At 60.0% G+C, this 26,348-nt stretch carries 23 protein-coding genes; 9 read left to right on the forward strand and 14 right to left on the reverse strand.

The window, feature by feature from the left end:
- Positions 1 to 39: 39 nt before the first annotated feature.
- Positions 40 to 2,475 (forward strand): TonB-dependent siderophore receptor, encoded by a 2,436-nt coding sequence (locus HBN98_RS12565; RefSeq protein WP_083367461.1) that lies wholly within the window; start codon positions 40 to 42, stop codon positions 2,473 to 2,475.
- A 42-nt stretch (positions 2,476 to 2,517) separates the two neighbouring features.
- Here the strand turns inward: HBN98_RS12565 and mnmE are convergent, their stop codons facing one another.
- From mnmE to rpmH, 5 genes are all read right to left on the reverse strand, one after another.
- A complete protein-coding gene (gene mnmE / locus HBN98_RS12570) occupies positions 2,518 to 3,888 on the reverse strand; it encodes a tRNA uridine-5-carboxymethylaminomethyl(34) synthesis GTPase MnmE (RefSeq protein WP_064589934.1) in 1,371 nt (456 codons plus the stop codon).
- An 81-nt stretch (positions 3,889 to 3,969) separates the two neighbouring features.
- Positions 3,970 to 5,652 (reverse strand): membrane protein insertase YidC, encoded by a 1,683-nt coding sequence (gene yidC, locus HBN98_RS12575; protein ID WP_064589935.1) that lies wholly within the window; start codon positions 5,650 to 5,652, stop codon positions 3,970 to 3,972.
- Between the two features lie 2 nt (positions 5,653 to 5,654).
- Complete coding sequence (yidD, locus tag HBN98_RS12580; protein ID WP_010465488.1) at positions 5,655 to 5,900, reverse strand: membrane protein insertion efficiency factor YidD; 246 nt, start codon at positions 5,898 to 5,900, stop codon at positions 5,655 to 5,657.
- The gene (gene rnpA / locus HBN98_RS12585) at positions 5,893 to 6,294 is read right to left on the reverse strand and encodes a ribonuclease P protein component (protein WP_011336726.1); all 402 of its coding nucleotides are present in this window, start codon (positions 6,292 to 6,294) and stop codon (positions 5,893 to 5,895) included. Before rnpA ends, yidD begins: the two co-directional genes overlap by 8 nt.
- Before the next feature lie 16 nt (positions 6,295 to 6,310).
- Positions 6,311 to 6,445, reverse strand: coding sequence for a 50S ribosomal protein L34 (gene rpmH, locus HBN98_RS12590; RefSeq protein WP_003213577.1), 135 nt, complete (start codon positions 6,443 to 6,445; stop codon positions 6,311 to 6,313).
- A gap of 566 nt (positions 6,446 to 7,011) precedes the next feature.
- Here rpmH and dnaA point away from each other — a divergent pair.
- From dnaA to gyrB, 4 genes are read left to right on the forward strand one after another with little or no spacing between them, the layout of a single operon-like run.
- On the forward strand, positions 7,012 to 8,535 hold the full coding sequence (gene dnaA, locus HBN98_RS12595; RefSeq protein WP_083367460.1) for a chromosomal replication initiator protein DnaA: 1,524 nt from the start codon (positions 7,012 to 7,014) through the stop codon (positions 8,533 to 8,535).
- A gap of 39 nt (positions 8,536 to 8,574) precedes the next feature.
- Positions 8,575 to 9,678: a DNA polymerase III subunit beta gene (gene dnaN, locus HBN98_RS12600; protein WP_007960767.1), complete on the forward strand. Its 1,104-nt coding sequence runs from the start codon at positions 8,575 to 8,577 to the stop codon at positions 9,676 to 9,678.
- Between the two features lie 14 nt (positions 9,679 to 9,692).
- On the forward strand, positions 9,693 to 10,796 hold the full coding sequence (gene recF, locus HBN98_RS12605) for a DNA replication/repair protein RecF (RefSeq protein ID WP_003220208.1): 1,104 nt from the start codon (positions 9,693 to 9,695) through the stop codon (positions 10,794 to 10,796).
- Between the two features lie 5 nt (positions 10,797 to 10,801).
- Positions 10,802 to 13,219, forward strand: coding sequence for a DNA topoisomerase (ATP-hydrolyzing) subunit B (gene gyrB, locus HBN98_RS12610; RefSeq protein ID WP_007960764.1), 2,418 nt, complete (start codon positions 10,802 to 10,804; stop codon positions 13,217 to 13,219).
- A 95-nt stretch (positions 13,220 to 13,314) separates the two neighbouring features.
- Here gyrB and HBN98_RS12615 read toward each other — a convergent pair whose 3' ends face one another.
- Complete coding sequence (locus HBN98_RS12615; RefSeq protein WP_083367459.1) at positions 13,315 to 14,034, reverse strand: response regulator transcription factor; 720 nt, start codon at positions 14,032 to 14,034, stop codon at positions 13,315 to 13,317.
- 168 nt (positions 14,035 to 14,202) lie between these two features.
- Between HBN98_RS12615 and HBN98_RS12620 the strand changes: the two genes are divergently transcribed.
- Positions 14,203 to 15,735 carry a sensor histidine kinase gene (locus HBN98_RS12620; RefSeq protein WP_083367458.1) on the forward strand — a complete coding sequence of 511 codons (1,533 nt, stop codon included), beginning with the start codon at positions 14,203 to 14,205 and terminating at the stop codon, positions 15,733 to 15,735.
- 167 nt (positions 15,736 to 15,902) lie between these two features.
- Here the strand turns inward: HBN98_RS12620 and HBN98_RS12625 are convergent, their stop codons facing one another.
- From HBN98_RS12625 to glyQ, 4 genes are all read right to left on the reverse strand, one after another.
- Positions 15,903 to 16,682, reverse strand: a complete 780-nt coding sequence (locus HBN98_RS12625; protein ID WP_064585208.1) for a lysophospholipid acyltransferase family protein — start codon at positions 16,680 to 16,682, stop codon at positions 15,903 to 15,905.
- Positions 16,683 to 16,764: 82 nt separating this feature from the next.
- A complete protein-coding gene (gene gmhB, locus HBN98_RS12630) occupies positions 16,765 to 17,304 on the reverse strand; it encodes a D-glycero-beta-D-manno-heptose 1,7-bisphosphate 7-phosphatase (protein WP_169844056.1) in 540 nt (179 codons plus the stop codon).
- Positions 17,305 to 17,308: 4 nt separating this feature from the next.
- Positions 17,309 to 19,363, reverse strand: coding sequence for a glycine--tRNA ligase subunit beta (gene glyS, locus HBN98_RS12635; protein ID WP_083367456.1), 2,055 nt, complete (start codon positions 19,361 to 19,363; stop codon positions 17,309 to 17,311).
- The gene (gene glyQ / locus HBN98_RS12640; protein ID WP_003187265.1) at positions 19,360 to 20,313 is read right to left on the reverse strand and encodes a glycine--tRNA ligase subunit alpha; all 954 of its coding nucleotides are present in this window, start codon (positions 20,311 to 20,313) and stop codon (positions 19,360 to 19,362) included. Before glyQ ends, glyS begins: the two co-directional genes overlap by 4 nt.
- Positions 20,314 to 20,394: 81 nt before the next feature.
- Here glyQ and HBN98_RS12645 point away from each other — a divergent pair, with 81 nt between their 5' ends.
- The 3 genes from HBN98_RS12645 (at position 20,395) to HBN98_RS12655 (ending at position 22,202) form a co-directional block, all read left to right on the forward strand.
- The gene (locus HBN98_RS12645; RefSeq protein WP_083367455.1) at positions 20,395 to 20,952 is read left to right on the forward strand and encodes a DNA-3-methyladenine glycosylase I; all 558 of its coding nucleotides are present in this window, start codon (positions 20,395 to 20,397) and stop codon (positions 20,950 to 20,952) included.
- Positions 20,953 to 20,992: 40 nt separating this feature from the next.
- Positions 20,993 to 21,880: a lysophospholipid acyltransferase gene (locus HBN98_RS12650; RefSeq protein ID WP_083367454.1), complete on the forward strand. Its 888-nt coding sequence runs from the start codon at positions 20,993 to 20,995 to the stop codon at positions 21,878 to 21,880.
- A gap of 82 nt (positions 21,881 to 21,962) precedes the next feature.
- The gene (locus tag HBN98_RS12655) at positions 21,963 to 22,202 is read left to right on the forward strand and encodes a PilZ domain-containing protein (RefSeq protein ID WP_083367453.1); all 240 of its coding nucleotides are present in this window, start codon (positions 21,963 to 21,965) and stop codon (positions 22,200 to 22,202) included.
- A 1-nt stretch (position 22,203) separates the two neighbouring features.
- On the opposite strand, the gene HBN98_RS12660 is transcribed toward HBN98_RS12655, so the two are convergent.
- The 4 genes from HBN98_RS12660 to fmt all read right to left on the reverse strand — a co-directional run bounded on the left by HBN98_RS12660 (position 22,204) and on the right by fmt (position 26,331).
- On the reverse strand, positions 22,204 to 22,518 hold the full coding sequence (locus HBN98_RS12660) for a tetratricopeptide repeat protein (protein ID WP_064585214.1): 315 nt from the start codon (positions 22,516 to 22,518) through the stop codon (positions 22,204 to 22,206).
- Positions 22,519 to 22,665: 147 nt separating this feature from the next.
- A complete protein-coding gene (gene trkA, locus HBN98_RS12665; RefSeq protein ID WP_003220233.1) occupies positions 22,666 to 24,042 on the reverse strand; it encodes a Trk system potassium transporter TrkA in 1,377 nt (458 codons plus the stop codon).
- A gap of 22 nt (positions 24,043 to 24,064) precedes the next feature.
- Positions 24,065 to 25,375: a 16S rRNA (cytosine(967)-C(5))-methyltransferase RsmB gene (gene rsmB, locus HBN98_RS12670; RefSeq protein ID WP_064585215.1), complete on the reverse strand. Its 1,311-nt coding sequence runs from the start codon at positions 25,373 to 25,375 to the stop codon at positions 24,065 to 24,067.
- On the reverse strand, positions 25,372 to 26,331 hold the full coding sequence (gene fmt / locus HBN98_RS12675) for a methionyl-tRNA formyltransferase (RefSeq protein ID WP_083367452.1): 960 nt from the start codon (positions 26,329 to 26,331) through the stop codon (positions 25,372 to 25,374). The genes rsmB and fmt overlap by 4 nt, the downstream gene beginning before the upstream one ends.
- Positions 26,332 to 26,348: the final 17 nt, after the last annotated feature.

Raw genomic sequence — 26,348 nt, forward strand, 5'->3', positions numbered from 1 at the left:
TAAACGCGGCTCTTCGCCACCTTCAGGGCTTATCCACACATGCGTCTTCCCACATTCCGTCAGCGTTTTTCCCACCATTGCATTGCCTACAGCCTGCTGATGACCAGTGCCGCGTCCTGCCTGGTAATGACTGATAACGCCTTCGCGGCAACGGCCGACCAGCCCTACACCATCGCTGCTGGCTCTCTCGACAACGCCTTGAGCCAATTCGCTTCCGCCGCAAACGTGATTCTGTCGTTCTCGCCACAGCAGAGCAGCCGTTTAACCAGTGCCGGACTGAACGGCACCTTCACCGTCGAACAGGGATTCGCCCAACTGCTGCAAGGCTCGGGCTTGCAAGCCGTACCGCAGGCGCCGGGCAGTTATATTCTGCAGGCGCTGCCCAACGGCGATTCACTGGAACTGGCCCCGACCAACATCAATGGGCAATTGGCCAATCCGATGAACCTGGATTACGCCGCCGACGTCGGCTACAAGGCGCAGAACAGCCGGATCGGTACGAAAACCAGCACGCCGCTGTCGGAAACGCCGCGTTCGGTGTCGGTGGTTACCGCAGAGCGCATGAAAGATCAGAAATCTCAGACGCTGACCGAAGTACTCGGCTACGTTCCGGGGATCTTTGCCCCACCGTTTGCCGCCGGCGACAGTCTGGCCGGCGATCTGTTTTTCATTCGCGGTTTCAACGCGACCGATTACGGCTACGGCCTGCTGCGCGATGGCCTGCGTGTGCAAGGTAACCGCTATGACACCAGCACCGAGCCTTACGGACTTGAACGAGTGGAGATTTTCCGTGGCCCGTCCTCGCTGCTCTATGGGGAAAACGCACCGGGCGGTCTGGTCAATCTGGTCAGCAAACGCCCGACTGCTGAGCCTCGGGGTGAAGTGCAGCTGGGTTATGGCTCGAACAACCGCCGGCAGATCGGTGTCGATGTGTCGGGCCCCCTGAACGACAGTGGCAACATTCTCGGGCGCGTAGTAATGCTCGGTCGCAAGTCTGACACTCAAACCGATCACGTCCCGGATGACCGCCTCTACATCGCCCCTTCGCTGACCCTGAATTTCGACGATTTCAACACCCTGACCTTGCTGGCCAACTACCAGAAGGATCACACCAATATGGAACTTGGCCTACCGGCCGCCGGGACGTTACTGACAAACCCCAACGGCAAGTTATCCAAAGGCACCCTGCTCGGTGACCCGGACTGGAACACCTTCGAACGGGAAACCTGGAGTACCGGCTACGAGTTCAGCCACTCCTTCAACGATGATTGGCAGTTCCGGCAGAACTCGCGCTACATGCAGTCGCGCATCAACCGCCATGAAACCTGGCCGGGCAACCTCAACAACGCAGGCTTCGGTACGCGCCTGAACATGACTGCGTACGATCGCTTCAACAAATCGATGGTGTATTCGCTGGATAACCAACTGGAAGGCAAATTCCAGGTCGGTGAGCTGGAAAACACCGTGCTGTTTGGCGCGAGCTACGACCGCACTTCGTTCAATCAGGACTGGAATGCCGGCATCGTCGGACCGATCGATATCTACAATCCGGTTTATCTACGCGATCCCACTACCCCGATCGCGGTGCAAAACACGTTGCTCGAGCAGCAGATGAAAGGTGTTTATGCACAGATCCAGAGCAAATATGACCACTGGTTGTTCTTGCTCGGTGGGCGCCAGGACTGGGTCGACAGTGATTTCCGCGACAAAGTGGCCAAGGGCAGCAATATCAGTTCCGAGGACAAGAAATTCACCTATCAGGGCGGGGTGATGTACCAGTTCGACAACGGCATGACGCCGTATGTCAGCTATTCCACCTCATTCGTACCGGTGCAGCAGATTTCCAATGCCGGCGCACCGCTCGATCCGATCACCAGCAGCCAATACGAAGTGGGCCTCAAGTACGAACCGATCGGCTGGGATACCGCGTTCACCGCGTCGGTGTATGACCTGCGCAAAAAGGACGACACCTACTTCGACTCGACCACCTCGACCTATCGCCAGGTAGGCGAAAGCCGTTCCAAAGGTGTCGAGCTGGAACTCAACAGCAATCTGACCCAAAACCTCAATGTGACGGCGGCGTACACCTACACCGACGCGCGGATCACCAAGGACGCGGCGACCTCGTTGGTCAAAGGCCACCAGATGACCGGCGTACCGCGTAATCAGGCGTCGGCCTGGGCCAAGTACCGCTTCCTTGATGGCGATTTGAAAGGTTTGTACGTGGGCGGCGGCGTGCGTTACTTCGACAGTGCTTTCGCCTACACCTCGCCTTCTCTGTACGGAAAGCTGGATGCCGGCGACGTCACGTTGGTGGATGCGGCGATCGGCTATCAAATCGACACGCACTGGAGCGTCGACCTGAATGCCAAGAACCTGTTCGACAAGGAATATGTGTCTGGATGCAACGATGCTGGCCGTTGCTACTGGGGTGAAGATCGCACCTTGCTCGGTACGGTGTCTTACAACTGGTGAAACGAAAAGGGGCTGTGGATAAATTGTCCACAGCCCCTTTGGTCATTTACCAATGCAGAAGCTGGAAAAGATCCGCCCAAGCAGGTCATCGGAACTGAAAGCCCCGGTGATTTCCCCCAGCGAGTGCTGCGCCTGACGCAGATCTTCAGCCAGCAGCTCTCCTGCGCCAGCCAACGTCAGTTGCGCACGCCCATGTTCCAGCGCCGCACTGGCGTGGCGCAGGGCCTCAAGATGCCGGCGGCGGGCACTGAAGCTGCTTTCCGAGGTTTGTTCATAGCCCATGCAGGCCTTGAGGTGTTCGCGCAGCAATTCGAGACCGTCACCGGCCGATTTCGCACTCAGGCTGATGGTGACATGGCCATCTTCACTGACTTCCAGGGCAATGGCTTCACCCGTGAGGTCGGCCTTGTTGCGGATCAAGGTGACCTTGGCCGGATCCGGGCGGGTTTCGAGGAACTCAGGCCACAGGGCAAACGGGTCTGCCGCCTCCGGAGCGGTGGCATCGACCACCAGCAGCACTCGATCCGCTTCTGTGATCGCTTTCAACGCCCGTTCCACACCGATCTTTTCCACCTGATCATCGGTATCGCGCAGACCGGCGGTATCCACCACGTGCAACGGCATCCCATCAATGTGGATATGTTCGCGCAAGATGTCCCGGGTGGTGCCGGCAATCTCGGTCACGATCGCCGCTTCGCGCCCGGCCAGGGCATTCAACAGGCTGGACTTGCCGGCATTCGGCCGGCCGGCAATTACCACGGTCATGCCGTCACGCAACAAAGCCCCCTGCCCGGCCTCGCGAAGCACTGTGGACAGTTCATCGCGCACTTTGTCGAGCATGTTCAACACATGGCCATCGGCAAGGAAGTCGATTTCTTCTTCCGGGAAGTCGATGGCGGCTTCGACGTAGATGCGCAACCCGATCAGTTGTTCGGTGAGGTTATGCACACGTTGGGAAAACGCGCCCTGCAGCGAACGCAGGGCATTACGTGCAGCCTGTGCAGAACTGGCTTCAATCAGGTCGGCGATCGCCTCGGCCTGGGCCAGGTCGAGCTTGTCGTTGAGGAACGCACGTTCGCTGAATTCCCCCGGGCGGGCCAGGCGGCAGCCCAGCTCCAGGCAGCGTTTGAGCAGCATGTCCAGAACGATCGGCCCGCCGTGGCCCTGCAGCTCCAGCACGTCTTCGCCGGTGAATGAGTTCGGTCCCGGGAAATACAGCGCCAGACCTTCGTCCAGCACCTGCTGATCAGCACTGAAAAAAGGACCGTAATGCGCGTAACGCGGTTTCAGTTCGCGGCCGCTGATGGCTTTGGCCGCAACACTGGCCAACGGCCCGGAAATACGGACGATGCCGACACCGCCGCGACCTTGAGCGGTGGCGACAGCGGCGATGGTTTCACGAGGTGCGCTCATAAACCGGAATCCAGACAAAAATGGCAGATAGCAAAACGCCCCACTAGGGGGCGTTTTGAGTGGTGTTATCCACAGAGTAAGTTACGCCTCGGCTTTTTTCGTCGCCGCTTCGATCTTACGCGTGATGTACCACTGTTGGGCAATCGACAGGCAGTTGTTCACAACCCAGTACAGCACCAGACCGGCAGGGAACCACAGGAAGAAGAAGGTGAAGATGATTGGCATCATTTTCATGACCTTCGCCTGCATCGGATCCGGCGGAGTCGGGTTCAGACGCTGCTGGATGAACATGGTCGCGCCCATGATGATCGGCAGGATGAAGAACGGATCCTTGATCGACAGGTCAGTGATCCACAGCATGAACGGCGCCTGGCGCATTTCCACGCTTTCCAGCAGAACCCAGTACAGCGAAAGGAAAACCGGCATCTGCACGAGGATCGGCAAGCAGCCACCCAGTGGATTGATCTTCTCTTTCTTGTACAGCTCCATCATGGCCTGCGACATTTTCTGCCGGTCATCGCCATGTTGCTCTTTCAGTGCAGCCAGTTTCGGAGCAACGGCACGCATGCGCGCCATGGATTTGTAGCTGGCAGCCGACAGCGGGAAGAAAATCCCTTTGATCAGCATGGTCAGGAAGATGATCGACCAGCCCCAGTTACCCACAATCGCGTGGATGTGTTGCAGCAGCCAGAAGATCGGTTGAGCGATGAACCACAGAATGCCGTAGTCGACCGTCAGTTCCAGACCTGGGGACAACTCTTTCAGCACGGCCTGGCTTTTCGGGCCAGCGTACAGAATGGCGCTGGTTTCAACTTTTGCACCCGGCGCAGCGGTCAGCGAAGGACCGGTGTAACCGATGATGTAGTTGCCTTTGCTGTCTTTACGCGTCTGAACGATGTTGTTTTCGCCCTTCGGCGCAACCCATGCAGTCACGAAGTAGTGTTGCAGCCATGCTACCCAGCCACCGGTGACGGTTTCCTTGAGCTGACCTTTGTCCATGTCTTTCATGGACACTTTCTTGTACGGCTCGGAACTTGTCCACAGGGCGGCGCCCAGGTAAGTCGCGGTACCGGTGGCAGTGGTCGACGAAGGGTCGGCACTGGCGTCGCGCTTCAACTGGGCGAACATCGAACCGGACCAGGGCTGCGCGCTCTGGTTATCCACAAGGTAGGTCACGGTCACGTCATACAGGCCGCGTTTCAGAGTGAAACGCTTGATGTAGTTGACGCCGTCCTTGCTGAACTTCAGGTCGACGACCAGTTGGTCCTGACCGTCAGCCAGTTGATAACTTTTCTTCTCCGAGGAGTAAACCGGACGACCGGCCGGGCTTGCGTCCGGACCGTTGGTGCCGATCAGACCGCTTTGTGCCAGATAAGTACGTTCGCCGCCGTTGTCGAACAGCTGGAACGGAACATCCGGACGGTCCTGACGACGTGGATACAGTGGCAAGGTCAGTTGCGCAACGTCACCGCCCTGTGGATCGATCGCGAGATCGAGCACGTCGGTTTTGACCTGGATCAGATCCTTGCTGGCAGCGACCGGGGTTTCTGCTGGCGCGCTGGTATCGCTGGCGGCACGCGGAATATCGTCACTGGCGGAAGCGTTATTGCCAGGAACGGTGTCCGGCAAACCGGATGCAGTCGTACTGGAAGCAACATTCTGAGTCGGCAGGGCAGCCTGGCCATAGTCCTGGTTCCATTTAAGAACCATAACGTAGGACACGATTGCCAGGGCGACGATCAGGATCGTGCGTTTGATATCCATGATTACTCGGCCATCGAAGAAGAACGGGAGGTAGGGATAGGTGGAACCGGGTCATAACCACCGGGATTCCACGGATGACAGCGACCTAAACGACGAAAGGTCAGCCAGCCACCGCGCAGAAGGCCATGATTTTCAATGGCTTCATACGCGTAGCAGGAACAACTGGGGTAGAAACGACAGTGGCTGGCCATCAGGGGACTAATGGCATAGCGATAAAACTGGATCGGAACGAGGGCCAGTTTACGCATCTGGACTGTCTACCCCTACAGTTTCGGTTTTGACTGCTGGAACTGGCTTGTTACGGGCCAGACGTTTCCAGAGTTTGCCGAAATGCTGAATCAATTCGGGGTTTTCTACGTCGCCCAAACCTTTGCGCGCGACGATAACGATGTCCCAGCCGACCAGTGAATCCTGGTGCAGGCGAAACGATTCGCGCATTAGGCGTTTGAGACGATTGCGCTCGACGGAGAGCTTTACGCTCTTTTTCCCGATAACCAGCCCGAGACGGGGGTGATCAAGATCGTTGTTGCGCGCAAGGAGCAGGAGATTTTTCCCCGGAACCTTGCCGGTAGGGGAGTCAAAGACTGCCTTGAAATGCCGGGGGGTAAGCAGACGCTTTTCCCGACTGAAGTCCTGACTCACCTCCAGTGCCGGATTATCAAACTGCCAGACGCGCACGACCTTTGGCGCGGCGACGCGACAGGACGGCACGACCGTTCTTGGTAGCCATGCGAGCACGGAAACCGTGGGTACGAGCGCGTTTGATAGTGCTTGGTTGGAAAGTACGTTTCATGTCGTGTTACCTGGTTCGTCCACAACGGGCCGGAATGGCCCCCGTTTTAAGAGACCGGGGATTCTAGAGAAAGCAAGCCTTCAGGTCAATTTCCAACCAGCGTTTCCTTATAAATAGATCTGGGGAGCTTCCAGAATCGAAACCCTGTCTGCCAAACATAAAAATAAAGAAGGGAATTATTTAAAGCTTTTCTGTAAAGCTTGTAAAAGCTAGGGCCGCCACCTTCTGTGGATAACTAGTCTCAGGCCTGATACGGCTTGATGTACAGAGAATGACAACTACGGTGGAAAACAGTGTTCAGCCTGTGCTGCGCTATCGGATAACCTGTGTGTGAAAAGGTGAGTTATACACAGGCTGGTTATCCACCGAGTTCTACCCCCAGTTGTCCAGTGCCCTCAGAGGCGGTTATCCACAGAGCTTATGCACACACCGTTGGTCGCCTTTATCCCGCTTAACGCATTGATTAATCATGGTCACCACACAACCTGCATGTGGATAAGTGGACCGCTCGCCGCTACAATGGCCGCTTGTTTTTGCCTCACCGGCTTTCAACTTAGGGGATATCCGTGTCAGTGGAACTTTGGCAGCAGTGCGTGGAGCTTTTGCGCGAGGAGCTGCCTGCCCAACAATTCAACACCTGGATCCGTCCACTACAGGTCGAAGCCGAAGGCGACGAGTTGCGCGTCTACGCACCGAACCGTTTTGTGCTGGACTGGGTCAACGAAAAGTACCTGGGTCGCGTCCTTGAACTGCTGGATGAGCACGGCAACGGCATGGCGCCAGCGCTTTCCTTATTAATAGGCAGCAAACGCAGCTCGGCACCCCGCGCCGCGCCGAATGCACCGTTGGCTGCCGCGCAGGCGTCCCTGGCTCAGGCCAACGCGGCGCCGGCCAGTGCCCCGGCATCTGCGCCAACGCCCGCTCCGGCCAAGCGCTCGACGCAGAAAACCGAAGAAGTCAGTGAAGAGCCGTCCCGCGACAGCTTTGATCCGATGGCCGGTGCGGCCTCGCAGCAGGCCCCGGTTCGCGCCGAACAGCGCACCGTTCAGGTAGAAGGCGCGCTCAAGCACACCAGTTACCTGAACCGCACGTTCACCTTCGAGAACTTCGTGGAAGGCAAGTCCAACCAGCTCGCCCGCGCGGCGGCCTGGCAGGTGGCGGACAATCCCAAGCACGGCTACAACCCGCTGTTCCTTTATGGCGGCGTCGGTCTGGGTAAAACCCACTTGATGCACGCGGTGGGTAACCACCTGTTAAAGAAGAACCCGAATGCCAAGGTCGTGTACCTGCATTCCGAACGCTTTGTGGCCGACATGGTCAAGGCGCTGCAACTGAACGCGATCAACGAGTTCAAGCGCTTCTATCGTTCGGTGGACGCTCTGCTGATCGACGATATTCAGTTCTTCGCCCGCAAAGAGCGTTCCCAGGAAGAGTTTTTCCACACCTTCAACGCCCTGCTTGAAGGTGGTCAGCAGGTCATTCTCACCAGTGATCGCTACCCGAAAGAAATCGAAGGCCTTGAAGAGCGCCTAAAATCCCGCTTCGGCTGGGGCCTGACCGTTGCCGTCGAGCCGCCGGAACTGGAAACCCGCGTGGCGATCTTGATGAAGAAGGCCGACCAGGCCAAAGTCGAGCTGCCACACGATGCGGCGTTCTTCATTGCCCAGCGTATTCGCTCCAACGTCCGTGAGCTGGAAGGTGCGCTGAAACGCGTGATCGCCCACTCGCACTTCATGGGCCGCGACATCACCATCGAGCTGATCCGCGAATCCCTGAAAGACTTGTTGGCGTTGCAGGACAAACTGGTCTCTGTGGATAACATTCAGCGTACTGTCGCCGAGTACTACAAGATCAAGATCTCCGACCTGCTGTCCAAGCGCCGTTCGCGCTCGGTGGCTCGTCCGCGTCAGGTGGCCATGGCCTTGTCCAAGGAGCTGACCAACCACAGTCTGCCGGAAATCGGCGATGTGTTTGGCGGTCGCGACCACACGACGGTGTTGCACGCCTGCCGCAAGATCAACGAACTTAAGGAATCCGACGCGGACATCCGCGAGGACTACAAGAACCTGCTGCGTACACTGACCACTTGATGAACACCAGCGCAGCTTATTAAGGCAAGGGACTAGACCATGCATTTCACCATTCAACGCGAAGCCCTGTTGAAACCCCTGCAACTGGTCGCAGGCGTCGTCGAGCGCCGACAGACCTTGCCGGTACTGTCCAACGTGCTGTTGGTCGTCGATGGCCAGCAACTGTCGCTGACCGGTACCGACCTTGAGGTCGAGCTGGTCGGTCGTGTGCAACTCGAAGAGCCGGCCGAAACAGGTTCCATCACCGTGCCTGCGCGCAAGCTGATGGACATCTGCAAGAGCCTGCCCAACGATGCGCTGATCGATATCAAGGTCGACGAGCAGAAACTGGTGGTGAAGGCCGGCCGCAGCCGCTTCACCCTGTCGACTTTGCCGGCCAACGACTTCCCGACTGTGGAAGAAGGCCCGGGTTCGCTGACCTGCAGCCTGGAGCAGAGCAAACTGCGTCGTCTGATCGAACGCACCAGTTTCGCCATGGCCCAGCAGGACGTGCGTTACTACCTCAACGGCATGCTGCTGGAAGTCTCGGCCGGCGTGATCCGTGCCGTGGCCACCGACGGTCACCGTCTGGCGATGTGCTCGATGCAGGCCGATATCGGTCAGCCGGATCGCCATCAGGTGATCGTGCCGCGCAAAGGTATTCTCGAACTGGCGCGTCTGCTCACCGAGCCGGATGGCAACGTCAGCATCGTTCTCGGCCAGCACCACATTCGCGCCACCACCGGTGAATTCACCTTCACCTCCAAGCTGGTCGACGGCAAATTCCCGGACTACGAGCGCGTACTGCCGAAAGGTGGCGACAAACTGGTATTGGGCGATCGTCAGGCACTGCGTGAAGCCTTCAGCCGTACCGCGATTCTGTCCAACGAGAAATACCGTGGTATCCGTCTGCAACTGGCGAGCGGTCAGTTGAAGATCCAGGCCAACAACCCGGAGCAGGAAGAAGCGGAAGAAGAAGTGGGCGTTGAGTACAACGGTGGCTCGCTGGAAATCGGCTTCAACGTGAGCTATTTGCTCGACGTGCTGGGCGTGATGACCACCGAGCAGGTTCGCCTGATCCTGTCCGACTCCAACAGCAGTGCGCTGGTGCAAGAGTCCGACAATGACGACTCGGCTTACGTTGTCATGCCGATGCGTCTGTAATCAGCTGAACCTGGATGTCCTTAAGTCGCGTTTCGGTCACCGCGGTGCGCAATCTGCACCCGGTGACCTTCTCCCCCTCCCCCCGCATCAACATTCTTTACGGCGCCAACGGCAGCGGCAAAACCAGTGTTCTGGAAGCCATTCATCTGCTGGGGCTTGCCCGCTCGTTTCGTAGCACGCGGCTGTTGCCGGTCATCCAGTACGAGCAACTTGCCTGCACCGTGTTCGGGCAGGTCGAGCTGGCCGAGGGTGGGCACAGTGCGTTGGGGATCTCGCGGGATCGTCAGGGCGAGTTCCAGATCCGCATCGACGGCCAGAACGCCCGCAGCGCCGCGCAACTGGCGGAGATCCTGCCGCTGCAGTTGATCAACCCCGACAGCTTCCGCCTGCTCGAAGGGGCGCCGAAGATTCGCCGGCAGTTCCTCGACTGGGGCGTGTTCCACGTCGAGCCGCGGTTCATGGCGACCTGGCAGCGTTTGCAGAAGGCCTTGCGCCAGAGAAACTCCTGGCTGCGGCATGGTACACTTGACGCCGTTTCGCAGGCGGTTTGGGACAGGGAACTGTGCCAGGCCAGCGCTGAAATCGATGAATACCGCCGCGCTTACATCAAAGCCTTGAAACCAGTCTTTGAACAAACCTTGAGCGAACTGGTTGAGCTTGAAGGTTTGACGCTCAGCTATTACCGCGGCTGGGACAAGGACCGGGAACTGAGTGCCGTACTGGCTGGTTCCGTGCAACGGGATCAGCAAATGGGTCATACCCAGGCCGGACCGCAACGGGCTGATTTGCGTCTTAGATTGGGCGCACATAACGCCGCGGACATCTTGTCCCGGGGTCAGCAGAAGTTGGTGGTTTGCGCATTGCGGATTGCCCAGGGGCATCTGGTGAGCCAGGCCCGACGCGGTCAGTGTATTTATCTGGTGGATGACTTGCCGTCCGAGCTGGACGAGAGCCACCGTCGCGCGCTGTGCCGCTTGCTGGAAGACTTACGCTGCCAGGTTTTTATCACCTGTGTAGATCACGAATTATTGAGGGAAGGCTGGCAGACGGAAACGCCAGTCGCTCTGTTCCACGTGGAACAGGGCCGTATCACCCAGACCCACGACCATCGGGAGTGAAGGCATTGAGCGAAGAAAATACGTACGACTCAACGAGCATTAAAGTGCTGAAAGGCCTGGATGCCGTACGCAAACGTCCCGGTATGTACATTGGTGACACCGACGATGGCAGCGGTCTGCACCACATGGTGTTCGAGGTGGTCGACAACTCGATCGACGAAGCCCTCGCCGGCCACTGCGACGACATCAGCATCATTATCCACCCGGATGAGTCCATCACCGTTAAAGACAACGGCCGTGGCATCCCGGTAGACGTGCACAAAGAGGAAGGCGTTTCCGCCGCCGAGGTCATCATGACCGTCCTCCACGCTGGCGGTAAGTTCGACGACAACTCCTACAAGGTATCCGGCGGTCTGCACGGCGTAGGTGTGTCGGTAGTGAACGCCCTGTCCGAAGAACTTGTACTGACCGTGCGCCGCAGCGGCAAGATCTGGGAACAGACCTACGTTCACGGCGTGCCTCAGGCGCCGATGGCCATCGTTGGCGACAGCGAGACCACCGGTACCCAGATCCACTTCAAGGCTTCCAGCGAAACCTTCAAGAACATTCACTTCAGCTGGGACATCCTGGCCAAGCGCATTCGTGAACTGTCCTTCCTCAACTCTGGTGTCGGCATCGTCCTCAAGGACGAGCGCAGCGGCAAGGAAGAGCTGTTCAAGTACGAAGGCGGCCTGCGTGCGTTCGTTGAATACCTGAACACCAACAAGACTGCGGTCAACCAGGTGTTCCACTTCAACATCCAGCGTGAAGACGGCATCGGCGTGGAAATCGCCCTGCAGTGGAACGACAGCTTCAACGAGAACCTGTTGTGCTTCACCAACAACATTCCGCAGCGCGACGGCGGCACCCACCTGGTGGGCTTCCGTTCGGCCCTGACGCGTAACCTGAACAACTACATCGAGCAGGAAGGTCTGGCGAAGAAGCACAAAGTCGCCACCACCGGTGACGATGCCCGTGAAGGCCTGACCGCGATCATCTCGGTAAAAGTGCCGGATCCGAAGTTCAGCTCGCAGACCAAAGACAAGCTGGTGTCTTCCGAAGTGAAGACCGCGGTCGAGCAGGAGATGGGCAAGTACTTCTCCGACTTCCTGCTGGAAAACCCGAACGAAGCCAAGCTGGTCGTCGGCAAGATGATCGACGCGGCCCGTGCCCGTGAAGCGGCGCGTAAAGCCCGTGAGATGACCCGCCGCAAAGGCGCGCTGGACATCGCCGGCCTGCCGGGCAAGCTCGCTGACTGCCAGGAAAAAGACCCGGCACTGTCCGAACTGTACCTCGTGGAAGGTGACTCCGCGGGCGGCTCTGCCAAGCAGGGACGTAACCGCAAGACCCAGGCGATCCTGCCGCTGAAGGGCAAGATCCTCAACGTCGAGAAAGCACGCTTCGACAAGATGATCTCGTCCCAGGAAGTGGGTACGCTGATCACCGCGCTGGGCTGCGGCATTGGTCGCGAAGAGTACAACATCGACAAGCTGCGCTATCACAACATCATCATCATGACCGATGCTGACGTCGACGGTTCGCACATCCGTACCCTGCTGCTGACCTTCTTCTTCCGTCAGTTGCCGGAGCTGATCGAGCGTGGCTACATCTACATCGCCCAGCCGCCGCTGTACAAGGTCAAGAAAGGCAAGCAAGAGCAATACATCAAAGACGACGACGCCATGGAAGAGTACATGACGCAGTCGGCCCTGGAAGATGCGAGCCTGCACCTGAACGAAGAAGCCCCGGGCATTTCCGGTGAAGCGCTCGAGCGTCTGGTCAACGACTTCCGCATGGTGATGAAGACCCTCAAGCGTCTGTCGCGCCTGTATCCGCAGGAGCTGACCGAGCACTTCATCTACCTGCCGGCCGTCAGCCTGGAAATGCTCGGCGACCACGCCAAGATGCAGGACTGGCTGGCCCAGTACGAAGTCCGTCTGCGCACCGTCGAGAAGTCGGGCCTGGTCTACAAGGCCAGCCTGCGTGAAGACCGTGAACGTGGCGTGTGGTTGCCGGAGGTCGAACTGATCTCCCACGGCCTGTCTAACTACGTCACCTTCAACCGCGACTTCTTCGGCAGCAATGACTACAAGACCGTCGTCACCCTCGGCGCTCAACTGAGCACCCTGCTCGACGAAGGCGCGTACATCCAGCGTGGCGAGCGCAAGAAAGCGGTCACCGAGTTCAAGGAAGCTCTCGACTGGCTGATGGCCGAAAGCACCAAGCGTCACACCATTCAGCGATACAAAGGTCTGGGCGAAATGAACCCGGACCAGCTGTGGGAAACCACCATGGACCCAAGCGTGCGTCGCATGCTGAAAGTCACCATCGAAGACGCCATTGGCGCAGACCAGATCTTCAACACCCTGATGGGTGATGCGGTCGAACCTCGCCGGGACTTCATCGAGAGCAATGCACTGGCGGTGTCCAACCTGGATTTCTGATCCGCGTCGACACCCTTGAAAAAAGGCCAACGCATTAGCGTTGGCCTTTTTTTTGGACGGCACAAACAACGATGTCGTCTTGGCGGCTTGCGTGTTTAGTCGGAGGCTGCCGCCACACTCTCCAACCGATACCCATACCCATAAATCGTCAGCAACTGCCATCCGCGCTCCGCCGTCAGCCCCAGTTTGTTGCGCAGACGATAGATGTGCGTATCCAGCGGTCGCGACGAGACCACCTCTTCATGGGGCCAGAACCGTTCATACAGGTATTCGCGCGACAGCGGCCGCCCCAGGTTACTGAACAGGCACCGTGCCAAGCGATATTCACGCTCCGTCATGATCACGGCCTTACCCTCGCGGGTGACGGTCAGTTCAGCGTCGTCGAAGGTCAGGTCATTGAAGCTCAGCACTTCGGTGGCGGTACTGCGCTGCTGGCTGTGCCGGCGCAGTACGGCGGCGACTCGGGCTTTCAATTCATTGGGACGGAACGGTTTGCTCACGTAATCATCAGCACCGGCGTTCAGGGCCTGGACGATATCGCTTTCGCCGTCGCGGCTGGTCAGCATGATTGCGGCGGGCGGCGACTCCATGTGTTCACGGGTCCAGCGCAGCAGGGCCAGGCCAGTCAGGTCGGGCAATTGCCAGTCGAGGATCAGCAGGTCGAACGTGTCCCTGCGCAATTGACGCAGCAGGTCCTCACCCCGTTCAAAGCTGTGCAGTGACCATGGCTGATCGCCCACGGCCGCCATTTGCTGCAGGGTTTGCTCGACCCGGCGCAGTTCGGCGGGTTCATCGTCCAGTATCGCAACGCGCATACGCGTGGGTTCCTTGTTGCTTGGGCAGTGGCCGATAACCTTAGCGGCTTGGCCTGTGCGGTGAAAGTAAGCCGTCCGCCGTCGGTCGACGTCCGCTATGATTCTTCGGATCTACGTCCTCAGACCTGTTGCCCATGAAACCATTCACTGTCCCCTCCCCTGTTTGCCATGAATAACCCGCGCCGGCGCGAAAGTCGCGAGCCGAGTCAGGTCCAGCGCCTGTTTCGGCGGCTGGTGCGCGAGTGGTTGTGGATAAGTCTAGTGCTGTTGCCGCTGACTGCGCTGTTGTCGTATCGCGCCCAGATCAACCTGCACGATGCGGTGCCGGTCTTGAACGCGCTGCTCTCGGTGGGTTTGGTGGCGTGCGTGCTCGGGTTGCTGCTGTGGCGCCCGCGCTGGGCGATCTGGGTGACGCTGGGCGGGGTGGCGTGCGTGTTGCTGACCAGCGCCGGTTTGGCGGAAATCCGGCACTGGTGGTCACCGACCCCGGCGGCGCTCGGCATGTTGTTCGGCTATCTGATCTGGAACTGGCGGCGCTTGAGCGTGGTGCTGACGTATTTTGGCTGGGAGCTGGCGCGGCTGGACCGCGAGCCGAAAGTGTTCCCGGAACGTCGCCGCGCGCAATTCACCAGCGCTGACCAGTTACAGGGGCAGATCATGGCGCTGGAACAGGCCATGAGCCGCACCCGCGATACCCGGCGCTTCATTGCCGATGGTCTGGAATACCTGCCGGTGGCGACACTGATCAGCGATCCGAAGGGGCAGATCCTGCTGGGCAACCGTAAGGCCCGTGTTCTGTTCGATCACCCGTTGGTAGGTGACGATGTGCTCGAACAACTGGCCCGTCTTGGCTACCCGGAGTTGTCCACAGTACCGCGCCCGGCGTTGTCCGCCCTGGCGCTGCTGGAGTTTCGCGATCACAAGGAACGCAGCCTGCGTCTGGAGCGCGCGGCATTGTTGCCGGTGGATGGCGATACGCCGATTGGCTGGCTGCTGAGCCTCACGGACCTGAGCGCCGAACGCGCCGCCGAAGAACAGCGCGGCGTGTTGCTGCGGTTTCTCTCCCACGATCTGCGTGCCCCGCACTCGGCAATCCTTGCTCTGCTCGATGTGCACCGTCATCAGGCCGGAGCGGACTCCCCCCTGTTCGAGCAGATCGAGCGCCAGGTGCGCCGTGCGCTCGATCTGACCGACGGCTTCGTGTTGCTGGCGCGAGCGGAATCCGAAGCCTATCAATTCCAGCCCAGTCTGTTCGCGATGCTGGTGCTGGACGTACTGGACCAGGCCTTGCCCATTGCCCAGCAGAAAAACATCCAGCTGTTGCATGACATGGATGAGCCATCCCAGGAGCGCCTGATCAATGCCGACCAAGGCCTGCTGACCCGCGCCTTGTTCAATCTGCTGGAAAACGCGATCAAGTACAGCCCGCCCGGGACCACGATTCAGTTGAGCGTCAGTTGCCAGGACGAGTGGCTGTGCTGTGAATTGACCGATCAGGGCAAAGGCATCGCCGCCGAAGAACTGCCGGATCTGTTCACCCAGTACCGCCGCTTTTCATCGGCGCAGGGAATCGATGGCGTCGGCCTGGGGCTGTCGATGGTCAAAGCCGTGATCGATCATCACGGCGGCAGTATCGAGTGTCAGAGCGTGGTCAATCAGGGCACGACCTTCCGGCTTCGAATACCGCTGATTGCTGAATGATCGGGCACAAAAAAACCGGCTATATCAGCCGGTTTTTTTACTTCCGAAAAAAACTTATGCACGTTTTGCGGCGTTTTATTAGTTTGAGAAATATATAAGTAAATCAATTAGTTACTTTTAATATTCAGGCTTTTTCAACAAAACCGTACACAGGTTATCCACAAAAATCAGACAGCCATCTGATCATTTGCCGCCGGGGCCTGTTGCGCCGGCGGCAGGGAACCCATTTCGCGCTGAGCCTGCTCGTTCCAGGCTTGCACACGGTCGTTCAGATCGGCGATGGCGCGTGGCCCAGTGCCTTCGGCGTACATCGGCTCGCCGATAACCACGGTGATCACGCCCGGCTGCTTGCCCCAGCCGATTTTCGGCCAGAACTTGCCGGCATTGTGTGCAATCGGCAGCACCGGAAGCGCCGCATTCACCGCCAACGCGCTGCCACTGCGGGAAAACTTGCCGACGGTGCCGTAAGGAACGCGGGTGCCTTCAGGGAAGATCAATACCCAGACGTTATCCTTGAGCAGTTCATCGCCTTTGGCCGCGACTTGCTTGAGCGCGGCTTTCGGGTTGTCGCGGTCAATCGCGATCGGCCGCAACATGGCCATCGCCCAGCCGAAGAACGGCACGTACAGCAATTCGCGCTTGAGCACCTGGCTCAAGGGCGAGAAATAAGCGGAGAGAAAGAACGTCTCCCAGGTGCTCTGGTGGTTCGATTGAATCACGCAGGGCCGGTCCGGCACGTTGTGCGCGCCTTTGACCTCATAACGGATGCCGAGAAACACCTTGGTCAACCACAAGGCGCAACGGCACCAGTAGACATTGATAAAACGATAACGCGCCTTGAACGGCAGAAAGGGCGCGATAAAAAAGCTCAGGCTGCACCACAGCAAGGCAGTGGTGCCCAGCAGAAGGTAAAAGAGAAAAATTCTGATGGCCTGCAGTATCGACATGGCGACGTTTACCGTTACGGGCACTGCCCGACTGTTCAAGCGCACTCCCGATCAATCCCTGGTCAGGAACTTCAGAAGCGCTCTAGTTGTGGATAAGTTCTGCGGCAATCGCCGCCAGATCGTCAAAAATCAGGGTGCCAACCGGCAGGTTTTTACTCTGAGTCTTTTCGCCTTTCCCGGTCTTTACCAAAACGGGCTGTGAATCGACGGCTTTGGCGGCCTCCAGGTCACCAAGGCTGTCGCCGACGAACCAGACATTCGTCAGCGCCACGTTGTAATGCGCCGCGATGGTTTTCAACATGCCCGGTTTCGGCTTGCGGCAATCGCAGCCTTCATCCGGCCCATGCGGGCAGTAAACGATCAGCCCGACCTCACCGCCCTGCTCCGCCACCAGCGTGCGCAAGCGCGCGTGCATGGCGTCGAGGGCGGCGAGGTCGTAGTAGCCGCGAGCAATGCCCGACTGGTTGGTAGCCACTGCCACCGTCCAGCCGGCCTTGCTCAACTGCGCAATCGCCTGGATCGAGCCGGGCAGCGGAATCCACTCCTCCACCGACTTGATGTAAGCGTCGGAGTCGTAATTGATCACTCCGTCCCGATCGAGAATCAGCAGTTTCAACAGCAGTCCCTCAACCCAGCAGCGAAATGTCGGCAACACCGAGGAACAGGCCACGCAGGCGCGCCAGCAGCGCGTAGCGGTTGGCCCGGACCTTGGCGTCTTCGGCATTGACCATGACGGCGTCGAAGAACGCGTCTACCGGCTCGCGCAGGGCAGCCAGACGCGCCAGCGATTCGTTGTACTGACGTGCTGCGGCCATTGGTTGCACCGCCTGATCCGCTTGCTGGATCGCCGAGTACAGCGAGAACTCGTTGGCGTTGTCGAAATACTTGGCTTCGACCACGGTCGGCACCGAGCCTTCCACCTTGCTCAGCAGGTTCGACACACGCTTGTTGACCGCCGCCAGCGCTGCCGCTTCCGGCAGTTTGCGGAAGGCTTGTACCGCTTGTACACGCTGGTCGAAGTCCAGCGCCGAACCCGGCTTCAAGGCACGCACCGACAGGTAAGTCGCGACATCCACGCCTTCGTCTTCGTAACGCGCACGCAGACGGTCGAAGATGAATTCCAGTACCGAATCGGACAGACCGGCAGCCTTGACCTTGGCACCGAACGCGGCCACGGCGAAATTCACAGCATCGTTCAGATCGAGGTCGAGTTTTTTCTCGATCAGGATGCGCAGCACACCCAGTGCCGCACGGCGCAGGGCATACGGGTCCTTGCTGCCGGTTGGCAGCATGCCGATACCGAAGATACCGACCAGGGTGTCGAGCTTGTCGGCGATCGCGACGGCCGCACCGGTCAGGGTCGCTGGCAGTTCGGCGCCGGCACCGCGTGGCATGTACTGCTCGTTGAGCGCCAGCGCGACGTCTTCCGGCTCGCCGTCATTGAGGGCGTAGTAGTAACCGGCGACACCTTGCATCTCCGGGAACTCGCCGACCATTTCGGTGGACAGGTCGCACTTCGACAGCAGGCCTGCACGGGCCGCCCACGAGGCGTTGCCGCCAATGCGCGCGGCGATGTACGCCGCCAGTTTCGAAACGCGCTCGGCCTTGTCGTAGACGCTGCCGAGTTTTTCCTGGAACACCACGTTCTGCAGGCGCAGGTTGAAGTCTTCGAGCTTCTGCTTCTTGTCTTGCTTGAAGAAGAACTCGGCGTCGGTCAGGCGTGGGCGAACCACTTTCTCGTTACCGGCGATGATCTGCTGCGGGTCTTTGCTTTCGATGTTGGCGACGGTGATGAACCGTGGCAGCAACTTGCCGTCGGCATCCAGCAGGCAGAAGTACTTCTGGTTGTCCTGCATGGTGGTGATCAGCGCTTCCTGCGGCACGTCGAGGAAGCGTTCCTCGAACGAGCACACCAGCGGCACCGGCCATTCAACCAGCGCGGTCACTTCGTCGAGCAGTGCCGGCGGCACGATTGCCGTGCCTTCCTGACGGGTGGCCAGCTCTTCGGTGCGCTTGCTGATGATCTCGCGACGCTCGTTGGCGTCGGCCAGGACATAAGCGGCACGCAGGTCGGCCAGATAGCTCGATGGCGAACCGATGAGCACGCTTTCCGGGTGGTGGAAGCGGTGACCACGGGAATCACGGCCAGCCTTCTGGGCGAGGATGGTGCAGTCGATGACCTGGTCACCGAGCAGCATCACCAGCCACTGGGTCGGACGCACGAACTCTTCCTTGCGAGCACCCCAACGCATGCGTTTCGGGATCGGCAGGTCGTTCAGCGAATCTTCGACGATGGTCGGCAGCAGGCTCGCGGTCGGTTTGCCGGCGATGTTCTGGCTGTAGCGCAGTTTCGGACCGCTCTGGTCGATTTCGCTCAGCTCGACGCCACACTTCTTGGCAAAACCCAGGGCAGCCTGAGTCGGGTTGCCTTCGGCATCGAACGCCGCCTGACGCGGCGGGCCGTCGAGGTTGATGCTGCGATCCGGTTGCTGGGTGGCCAGCGCAGTGATCAGCACGGCCAGACGACGCGGTGCGGCGTAGACGGTTTTGCTCTCGTAGCTCAGGCCGGCAGCTTGCAGGCCCTTGTCGATACCGGCGAGGAACGCTTCAGCCAGGGTGTTCAGGGCTTTGGGTGGCAGTTCTTCGGTGCCCAGTTCAACCAGAAAATCTTGCGCACTCATTGTGCAGCCTCCAGCTTGGCCAGTACTTCGTCACGCAGGTCCGGGGTCGCCATCGGGAAGCCCAGCTTGGCGCGGGCCAGCAGGTAGGCTTGCGCAACGGAACGCGCCAGGGTGCGTACGCGCAGAATGTATTGCTGACGCGCGGTCACCGAGATCGCCCGGCGCGCATCCAGCAGGTTGAAGGTGTGCGACGCCTTCAGAACCATTTCGTAGCTCGGCAGCGGCAGCGGCTGGTCGAGTTCGATCAGGCGCTTGGCTTCGCTTTCATAGAAGTCGAACAGTTCGAACAGTTTGTCGACGTTGGCGTGTTCGAAGTTGTAGGTGGACTGCTCCACTTCGTTCTGGTGGAACACGTCGCCGTAGGTCACCTTGCCGAACGGACCGTCAGCCCAGACCAGGTCGTAGACCGAGTCAACGCCTTGCAGGTACATGGCCAGACGCTCGAGACCGTAGGTGATCTCACCGGTGACCGGGTAGCACTCGATGCCGCCCGCCTGCTGGAAGTAGGTGAACTGGGTCACTTCCATGCCGTTGAGCCAGACTTCCCAGCCCAGACCCCAGGCGCCGAGGGTCGGCGATTCCCAGTTGTCTTCGACGAAGCGAATGTCGTGGACCAGCGGGTCCAGGCCGACATGCTTGAGGGAGCCCAGGTACAGTTCCTGGAAGTTGTCCGGGTTCGGCTTCAGCACCACCTGGAACTGATAGTAGTGCTGCAGACGGTTCGGGTTTTCCCCGTAGCGGCCGTCAGTCGGACGGCGGCTTGGCTGCACGTACGCGGCGTTCCAGGTTTCCGGGCCGATGGCGCGCAGGAAGGTCGCGGTGTGGAAAGTGCCGGCGCCTACTTCCATATCGTAGGGCTGAAGTACCACACAACCTTGCTCGGCCCAGTATTGCTGGAGCGCGAGGATCAAGTCTTGGAAGGTACGCACGGCTGGCGTAGGCTGGCTCACGAAATTCACCTGTTTCTTGGGCTGCGATTTAAAGAGCGGGAGTATACCCGATTCAGTCGCACCTCCACCCCCTGGAGCCTTATGCCACGCTGCTTTTGGTGTACCGAAGATCCGTTGTACATGGCTTATCACGATCAGGAGTGGGGCACGCCGCTACGCGATGCGCAGGGTTTGTTCGAGTTGCTTTTGCTCGAAGGGTTCCAGGCCGGGCTGTCGTGGATCACCGTGCTGCGCAAACGCGAGCGCTACCGCGAGGTGTTGTACGGCTTCGACGTGCAGCGTGTGGCGCAGATGAGTGACGCGGAAATCGCCGAACTGATGCTCGATCCGGGGATCATCCGCAACCGTCTCAAACTCAATGCCGCCCGCCGTAATGCGCAAGCCTGGCTGTCGTTGGAAGACCCGGTGGCATTCCTCTGGTCGTTCGTCGGCGGCAAGCCGATCATCAATCATTTCAAGGATCGCAGCGAAGTCCCGGCGATCACCCCCGAAGCGCTGGCGATGAGCAAAGCCCTGAAAAAGGCCGGTTTCACCTTCGTCGGCCCGACCATTTGCTACGCGCTGATGCAGGCCTCGGGCATGGTCATGGATCACACCCAGGACTGCGACCGCTACGCGCAGCTCGTCAACGGCGGTTAGAATGACCGCCTCGCGCACAGCACAAGATCAGGAGTGACCTGTGGAAAAGTTTAAAGGCGCCTTGCTGGTAGGCGCTCTGCGGCTGTTTGCCCTGCTGCCATGGCGGGCTGTACAGGCCGTGGGTTCGGCGATCGGCTGGATCATGTGGAAAACCCCCAACCGTTCCCGCGACGTGGTGCGGATCAACCTCGCCAAATGTTTTCCACAGATGGACCCAGCCGAGCGCGAGCGTCTGGTCGGCCAGAGCCTCAAAGACATCGGCAAGTCCCTGACCGAAAGCGCCTGCGCGTGGATCTGGCCGGCGCAGCGCTCGATCGATCTGGTGCGCGAAGTTGAAGGACTCGACATCCTCAAGGATGCGCTGGCCTCGGGCAAAGGCGTGGTCGGCATCACCAGCCACCTGGGCAACTGGGAAGTGCTCAACCACTTCTATTGCAGCCAGTGCAAACCGATCATTTTCTACCGTCCGCCGAAGCTCAAGGCGGTGGATGAATTGCTGCGCAAACAACGCGTGCAACTGGGCAACAAAGTCGCCGCGTCGACCAAGGAAGGCATCCTCAGCGTCATCAAGGAAGTGCGCAAGGGTGGTGCAGTGGGCATCCCCGCTGACCCGGAACCGGCCGAATCCGCCGGGATCTTTGTGCCGTTCTTCGCGACTCAGGCGCTGACCAGCAAATTCGTGCCGAACATGCTCGCCGGCGGCAAAGCGGTCGGGGTGTTCCTTCATGCCCTGCGCCTGCCGGACGGTTCCGGATACAAAGTGATCCTCGAGGCGGCGCCAGAGGCCATGTACAGCACCGATACCGCAGAGTCCTGCGCGGCGATGAGCAAAGTGGTCGAGCGCTATGTGGCGGCGTATCCGAGCCAGTACATGTGGAGCATGAAGCGCTTCAAGAAACGTCCGCCGGGCGAAGCACGCTGGTACTGAGCTGGATTCAACGATATTGGCATGATCTGTGGATAACCTTGCGTCGAGGTTATCCACAACGTTCATTCAAGGGCGCAAGAAGATGTCCGAACACCGCAAGTCGTTTCGCATCAAGATCACCCACGACAGCTTTGGCGAATGCCTTGGCCAGACGCGCAATCTGTCGGCCACCGGGGTGTATGTCGAGCATCCGCGCCTGGCTTCGCTGCCCAAGGGCGCAGTGGTTTATGGCCAGGTGCAGGGTTTACCCACAGGTGCGCCACGGGTGCGGATGGAAGTGGTGACGGTGGATGCCGACGGCATCGGTCTTCGCTACCTTTGACTTACTGCGCCTGACGGTCGAGCTTCTTCAGAAACACCGTCATTTCCTTTTCCGCTTGCTTGTCGCCATGGGCGCGGGCGGCGTCCAGACCTTGTTCCCATGCCTGTCGCGCGGCGGCGTGATCGCCCAGCGCCTGCTGCGCCTTGCCCAGCAGTTTCCACGCGGCCGAGTACTTCGGATCGAAGGCTACGCAGTGCTGAAAATGCTCGGCTGCCTTGGCGTTCTCCCCCAGGTCCAGATAACCCTTGCCCAGGCCGAAGCGCAGCAAGGCGTTATCCACACCCTTGGCGAGCATTTTTTCCAGGGATTCGAGCATGGGGGGGATTCCTTTCTTGGGAGTGTCAGGTGTTGATGGGGGGTATTGAGACCGCCTTCGCGAGCAGGCTCGCTCCCACAGGGGAAACGCATTCCAAATGTGGGAGCGAGCCTGCTCGCGAAGGGGCCTGTGCCGTCAGCGTAAACCTCAGAAGAAGCTCAGCCCCACATGAAACAGCTTCTCCACATCGCGAATATGCTTTTTATCCACAAGGAACAGAATCACATGGTCGCCGGTTTCGATCACCGTGTCGTCGTGGGCGATGATCACTTCTTCGTTGCGAATGATCGCGCCAATCGTGCTGCCCGGCGGCAGGCCGATTTTTTCGATGGGCCGGCCGATGACTTTGCTCGACTTTGCATCACCGTGGGCAATCGCCTCGATGGCCTCCGCCGCGCCCCGACGCAATGAGTGCACGCTGACGATGTCGCCACGGCGGACGTGAGCGAGCAAGGTGCCGATGGTCGCCAGTTGCGGGCTGATGGCGATGTCGATGTCGCCGCCCTGAATCAGATCGACGTAGGCCGGGTTGTTGATGATCGTCATGACCTTCTTCGCCCCCAGCCGTTTGGCCAGCAGCGACGACATGATGTTGGCCTCGTCATCGTTGGTCAGCGCGAGGAAGATGTCGGCGTCGGCAATGTTCTCTTCCAGCAGCAGGTCGCGGTCCGACGCGCTGCCCTGCAGCACCACGGTGCTGTCGAGGGTGTCGGAGAGATAGCGGCAGCGTGCCGGGTTCATCTCGATGATCTTCACCTGGTAGCGGCTTTCGATGGCCTCGGCCAGGCGTTCACCGATCTGCCCGCCGCCGGCGATGACGATGCGCTTGTAGGTTTCGTCGAGGCGGCGCATTTCGCTCATCACTGCGCGAATATTCTCGCGGGCGGCGATGAAGAAGACTTCGTCATCGGCCTCGATCACCGTATCGCCCTGGGGCAGGATCGGCCGGTCACGGCGGAAAATCGCCGCGACACGCGTCTCGACATTCGGCATGTGCTCGCGCAACTGACGCAGTTGCTGACCCACCAGCGGCCCGCCGTAATACGCGCGCACCGCCACCAGTTGCGCCTGGCCTTCGGCGAAGTCGATCACTTGCAGCGCGCCCGGATGCTGGATCAGGCGCTTGATGTAGTTGGTCACCACTTGCTCGGGGCTGATCAGCACGTCGACCGGAATCGCTTCGTTCTGGAACAGCTGCTCCTCGCGATTGAGGTAGGACGCTTCGCGCACCCGGGCGATCTTGGTCGGGGTGTGGAACAGGGTGTGGGCGACCTGGCAGGCGACCATGTTGGTCTCGTCGCTGTTGGTCACCGCCACCAGCATGTCGGCATCGTCGGCGCCGGCCTGGCGCAGCACCGACGGCAGCGAGCCGCGACCCTGAATGGTGCGGATGTCGAGACGGTCGCCGAGATCGCGCAGGCGTTCGCCGTCGGTGTCGACCACGGTGATGTCGTTGGCTTCGCTCGCCAAGTGTTCGGCCAGCGAACCGCCGACCTGTCCCGCACCGAGGATGATGATTTTCATCCAGTCACTCCGTTGAATCCGTTTAGCCGCGCGCGGCAGCGATCTTGATCAGCTTGGCGTAGTAGAACCCGTCATGGCCGCCCTGTTGGGCCAGCAATTGGCGACCATGGGGCTGTTTGATCCCGGCGGTGGTCGCCAGATCCAGTTCGCGGGCACCCGGCGTGCGCTCGAGGAACGCGGCGATGACCTCGGTGTTCTCGGTCGGCAAGGTCGAGCAGGTGGCGTACAGCAGGATCCCGCCCACTTCGAGGGTTTTCCACAGAGCGTCGAGCAACTCGCCTTGCAGTTGCGCGAGGGCGACGATGTCGTCCGGCTGACGGGTCAGCTTGATGTCCGGATGGCGGCGGATCACTCCGGTGGCCGAGCATGGCGCATCGAGCAGGATGCGCTGGAACGGTTTGCCGTCCCACCACGCTGCGGTATCGCGTCCGTCGGCAGCGATCAGTTCGGCGCTCAGGCCCAATCGCTCAAGGTTTTCCTTTACGCGCACCAGACGCTTGGCTTCCAGATCCACTGCCACCACGCCGGCCAGCGCCGGTTCGGCCTCGAGGATGTGGCAGGTCTTTCCGCCCGGAGCGCAACAGGCGTCGAGCACGCGCTGACCCGGCGCCAGATCGAGCAGATCGGCGGCCAGTTGCGCGGCTTCGTCCTGCACGCTGATCCAGCCTTCGGCAAAACCCGGCAGGCTGCGCACGTCGGCGGCGGCGTCGAGGACGATGCCGTCGCGGCTGTAGACACACGGCGTGGCGGCGATGCCGGCCTCGCTGAGCAAGCCGAGGTAGGCGTCGCGGCTGTGATGGCGGCGGTTGACCCGCAGGATCATCGGCGGATGCGCGTTATTCGCGGCGCAGATCGCTTCCCATTGCTCCGGCCAGAAAGCCTTCAGGGATTTTTGCAGCCAGCGCGGGTGAGCGGTGCGTACCACCGGATCGCGCTCCAGCTCGGCGAAAATCGTCTCGCTTTCACGCTGGGCGTTGCGCAGCACGGCGTTGAGCAAACCCTTGGCCCACGGTTTTTTCAGCTTGTCGGCGCAACCGACGGTTTCGCCGATGGCGGCGTGCGGCGGCACACGGGTGTAGAGCAATTGATAGAGGCCGACCAGTAGCAACGCTTCGACATCGGCGTCAGCCGCCTTGAACGGCTTTTGCAGCAGCTTTTCGGCCAGTGCCGACAGGCGTGGCTGCCAGCGCGCGGTGCCGAACGCCAGATCCTGGGTGAAACCGCGATCACGGTCTTCGACCTTGTCCAGTTGCGTGGGCAGCGAACTGTTCAGCGATGCCTTGCCGCTGAGGACGGCGGCGAGTGCCTTGGCGGCGGCCAGACGCGGATTCATTGCGCGTCCACCGCTGCACCCAGCACGGTGCCGACGGCGAATTTCTCACGGCGGCTGTTGAACAGGTCGCTGAAGTTCAGCGCCTTGCCGCCGGGCAATTGCAGGCGGGTCAGGCACAGCGCCTGCTCGCCGCACGCGACGATCAAACCTTCCTTGCTGGCGCTGAGCACTTCGCCCGGCGCGCCTTTACCTTCGGCCAGTGTCGCCGCCAGGACTTTCAGCGCTTCGCCATTGAGGGTGCTGTGGGTGATCGGCCACGGGTTGAACGCGCGCACCAGACGCTCCAGCTCGACCGCCGGGCGGCTCCAGTCGATGCGTGCTTCGTCCTTATTCAATTTGTGCGCGTAGGTGGCGAGTTCGTCGTTCTGCACTTCGCCCTCCAGCGTTCCAGCCGCCAGGCCGGCAATCGCCTGAACCACGGCGGGCGGGCCCATTTCGGCGAGACGGTCGTGCAGGGTGCCGCCGGTGTCGTCGGCGCTGATCGGGGTCACGACCTTGAGCAGCATCGGCCCGGTATCCAGGCCTGCCTCCATGCGCATCACGGTCACGCCGCTTTCGGCATCACCGTGTTCCACGGCGCGCTGGATCGGCGCGGCACCGCGCCAGCGTGGCAGCAGCGAGGCGTGGCTGTTGATGCAGCCCAGGCGCGGAATATCCAGCACCGCCTGCGGCAGGATCAGGCCGTAGGCGACCACCACCAGCAAGTCCGGTTGCAGTGCAGCCAGCTCGGCTTGAGCATCGGCGTTGCGCAGCGTCGGCGGCTGCAACACCTGGATATTATTTTCCAGCGCGAGTTGTTTGACCGGGCTCGGCATCAGTTTTTGCCCACGACCGGCCGGACGATCCGGTTGGGTGTAGACCGCAACGATCTCGTAAGGGCTGTTCAGCAGGGCCTTGAGGTGCTCGGCGGCGAATTCCGGGGTGCCGGCAAAAACGATGCGCAATGGCTCAGTCATGAAAGGAGTCTCATAAA

Source organism: Pseudomonas koreensis (assembly GCF_012986595.1).
GTDB lineage: Bacteria > Pseudomonadota > Gammaproteobacteria > Pseudomonadales > Pseudomonadaceae > Aquipseudomonas > Aquipseudomonas koreensis.

Bases quoted from the DNA above. Each gene is read 5' to 3' on its own strand.
- HBN98_RS12565 (WP_083367461.1), top strand. From the start codon at position 40: ATGCGTCTTCCCACATTCCGTCAGCGTTTTTCCCACCATTGCATTGCC.
- HBN98_RS12655 (WP_083367453.1), top strand. From the start codon at position 21,963: ATGTCCGAACACCGCAAGTCGTTTCGCATCAAGATCACCCACGACAGC.
- rsmB (WP_064585215.1), bottom strand. From the start codon at position 25,375: ATGAATCCGCGTCTGGCCGCCGCCAAGGCACTCGCCGCCGTCCTCAGC.
- HBN98_RS12625 (WP_064585208.1), bottom strand. From the start codon at position 16,682: ATGTCGATACTGCAGGCCATCAGAATTTTTCTCTTTTACCTTCTGCTG.
- fmt (WP_083367452.1), bottom strand. From the start codon at position 26,331: ATGACTGAGCCATTGCGCATCGTTTTTGCCGGCACCCCGGAATTCGCC.
- recF (WP_003220208.1), top strand. From the start codon at position 9,693: ATGTCCTTAAGTCGCGTTTCGGTCACCGCGGTGCGCAATCTGCACCCG.
- HBN98_RS12615 (WP_083367459.1), bottom strand. From the start codon at position 14,034: ATGCGCGTTGCGATACTGGACGATGAACCCGCCGAACTGCGCCGGGTC.
- yidC (WP_064589935.1), bottom strand. From the start codon at position 5,652: ATGGATATCAAACGCACGATCCTGATCGTCGCCCTGGCAATCGTGTCC.
- HBN98_RS12645 (WP_083367455.1), top strand. From the start codon at position 20,395: ATGCCACGCTGCTTTTGGTGTACCGAAGATCCGTTGTACATGGCTTAT.
- HBN98_RS12660 (WP_064585214.1), bottom strand. From the start codon at position 22,518: ATGCTCGAATCCCTGGAAAAAATGCTCGCCAAGGGTGTGGATAACGCC.
- dnaN (WP_007960767.1), top strand. From the start codon at position 8,575: ATGCATTTCACCATTCAACGCGAAGCCCTGTTGAAACCCCTGCAACTG.
- HBN98_RS12620 (WP_083367458.1), top strand. From the start codon at position 14,203: ATGAATAACCCGCGCCGGCGCGAAAGTCGCGAGCCGAGTCAGGTCCAG.
- yidD (WP_010465488.1), bottom strand. From the start codon at position 5,900: ATGCGTAAACTGGCCCTCGTTCCGATCCAGTTTTATCGCTATGCCATT.
- mnmE (WP_064589934.1), bottom strand. From the start codon at position 3,888: ATGAGCGCACCTCGTGAAACCATCGCCGCTGTCGCCACCGCTCAAGGT.
- rpmH (WP_003213577.1), bottom strand. From the start codon at position 6,445: ATGAAACGTACTTTCCAACCAAGCACTATCAAACGCGCTCGTACCCAC.
- glyS (WP_083367456.1), bottom strand. From the start codon at position 19,363: ATGAGTGCGCAAGATTTTCTGGTTGAACTGGGCACCGAAGAACTGCCA.
- trkA (WP_003220233.1), bottom strand. From the start codon at position 24,042: ATGAAAATCATCATCCTCGGTGCGGGACAGGTCGGCGGTTCGCTGGCC.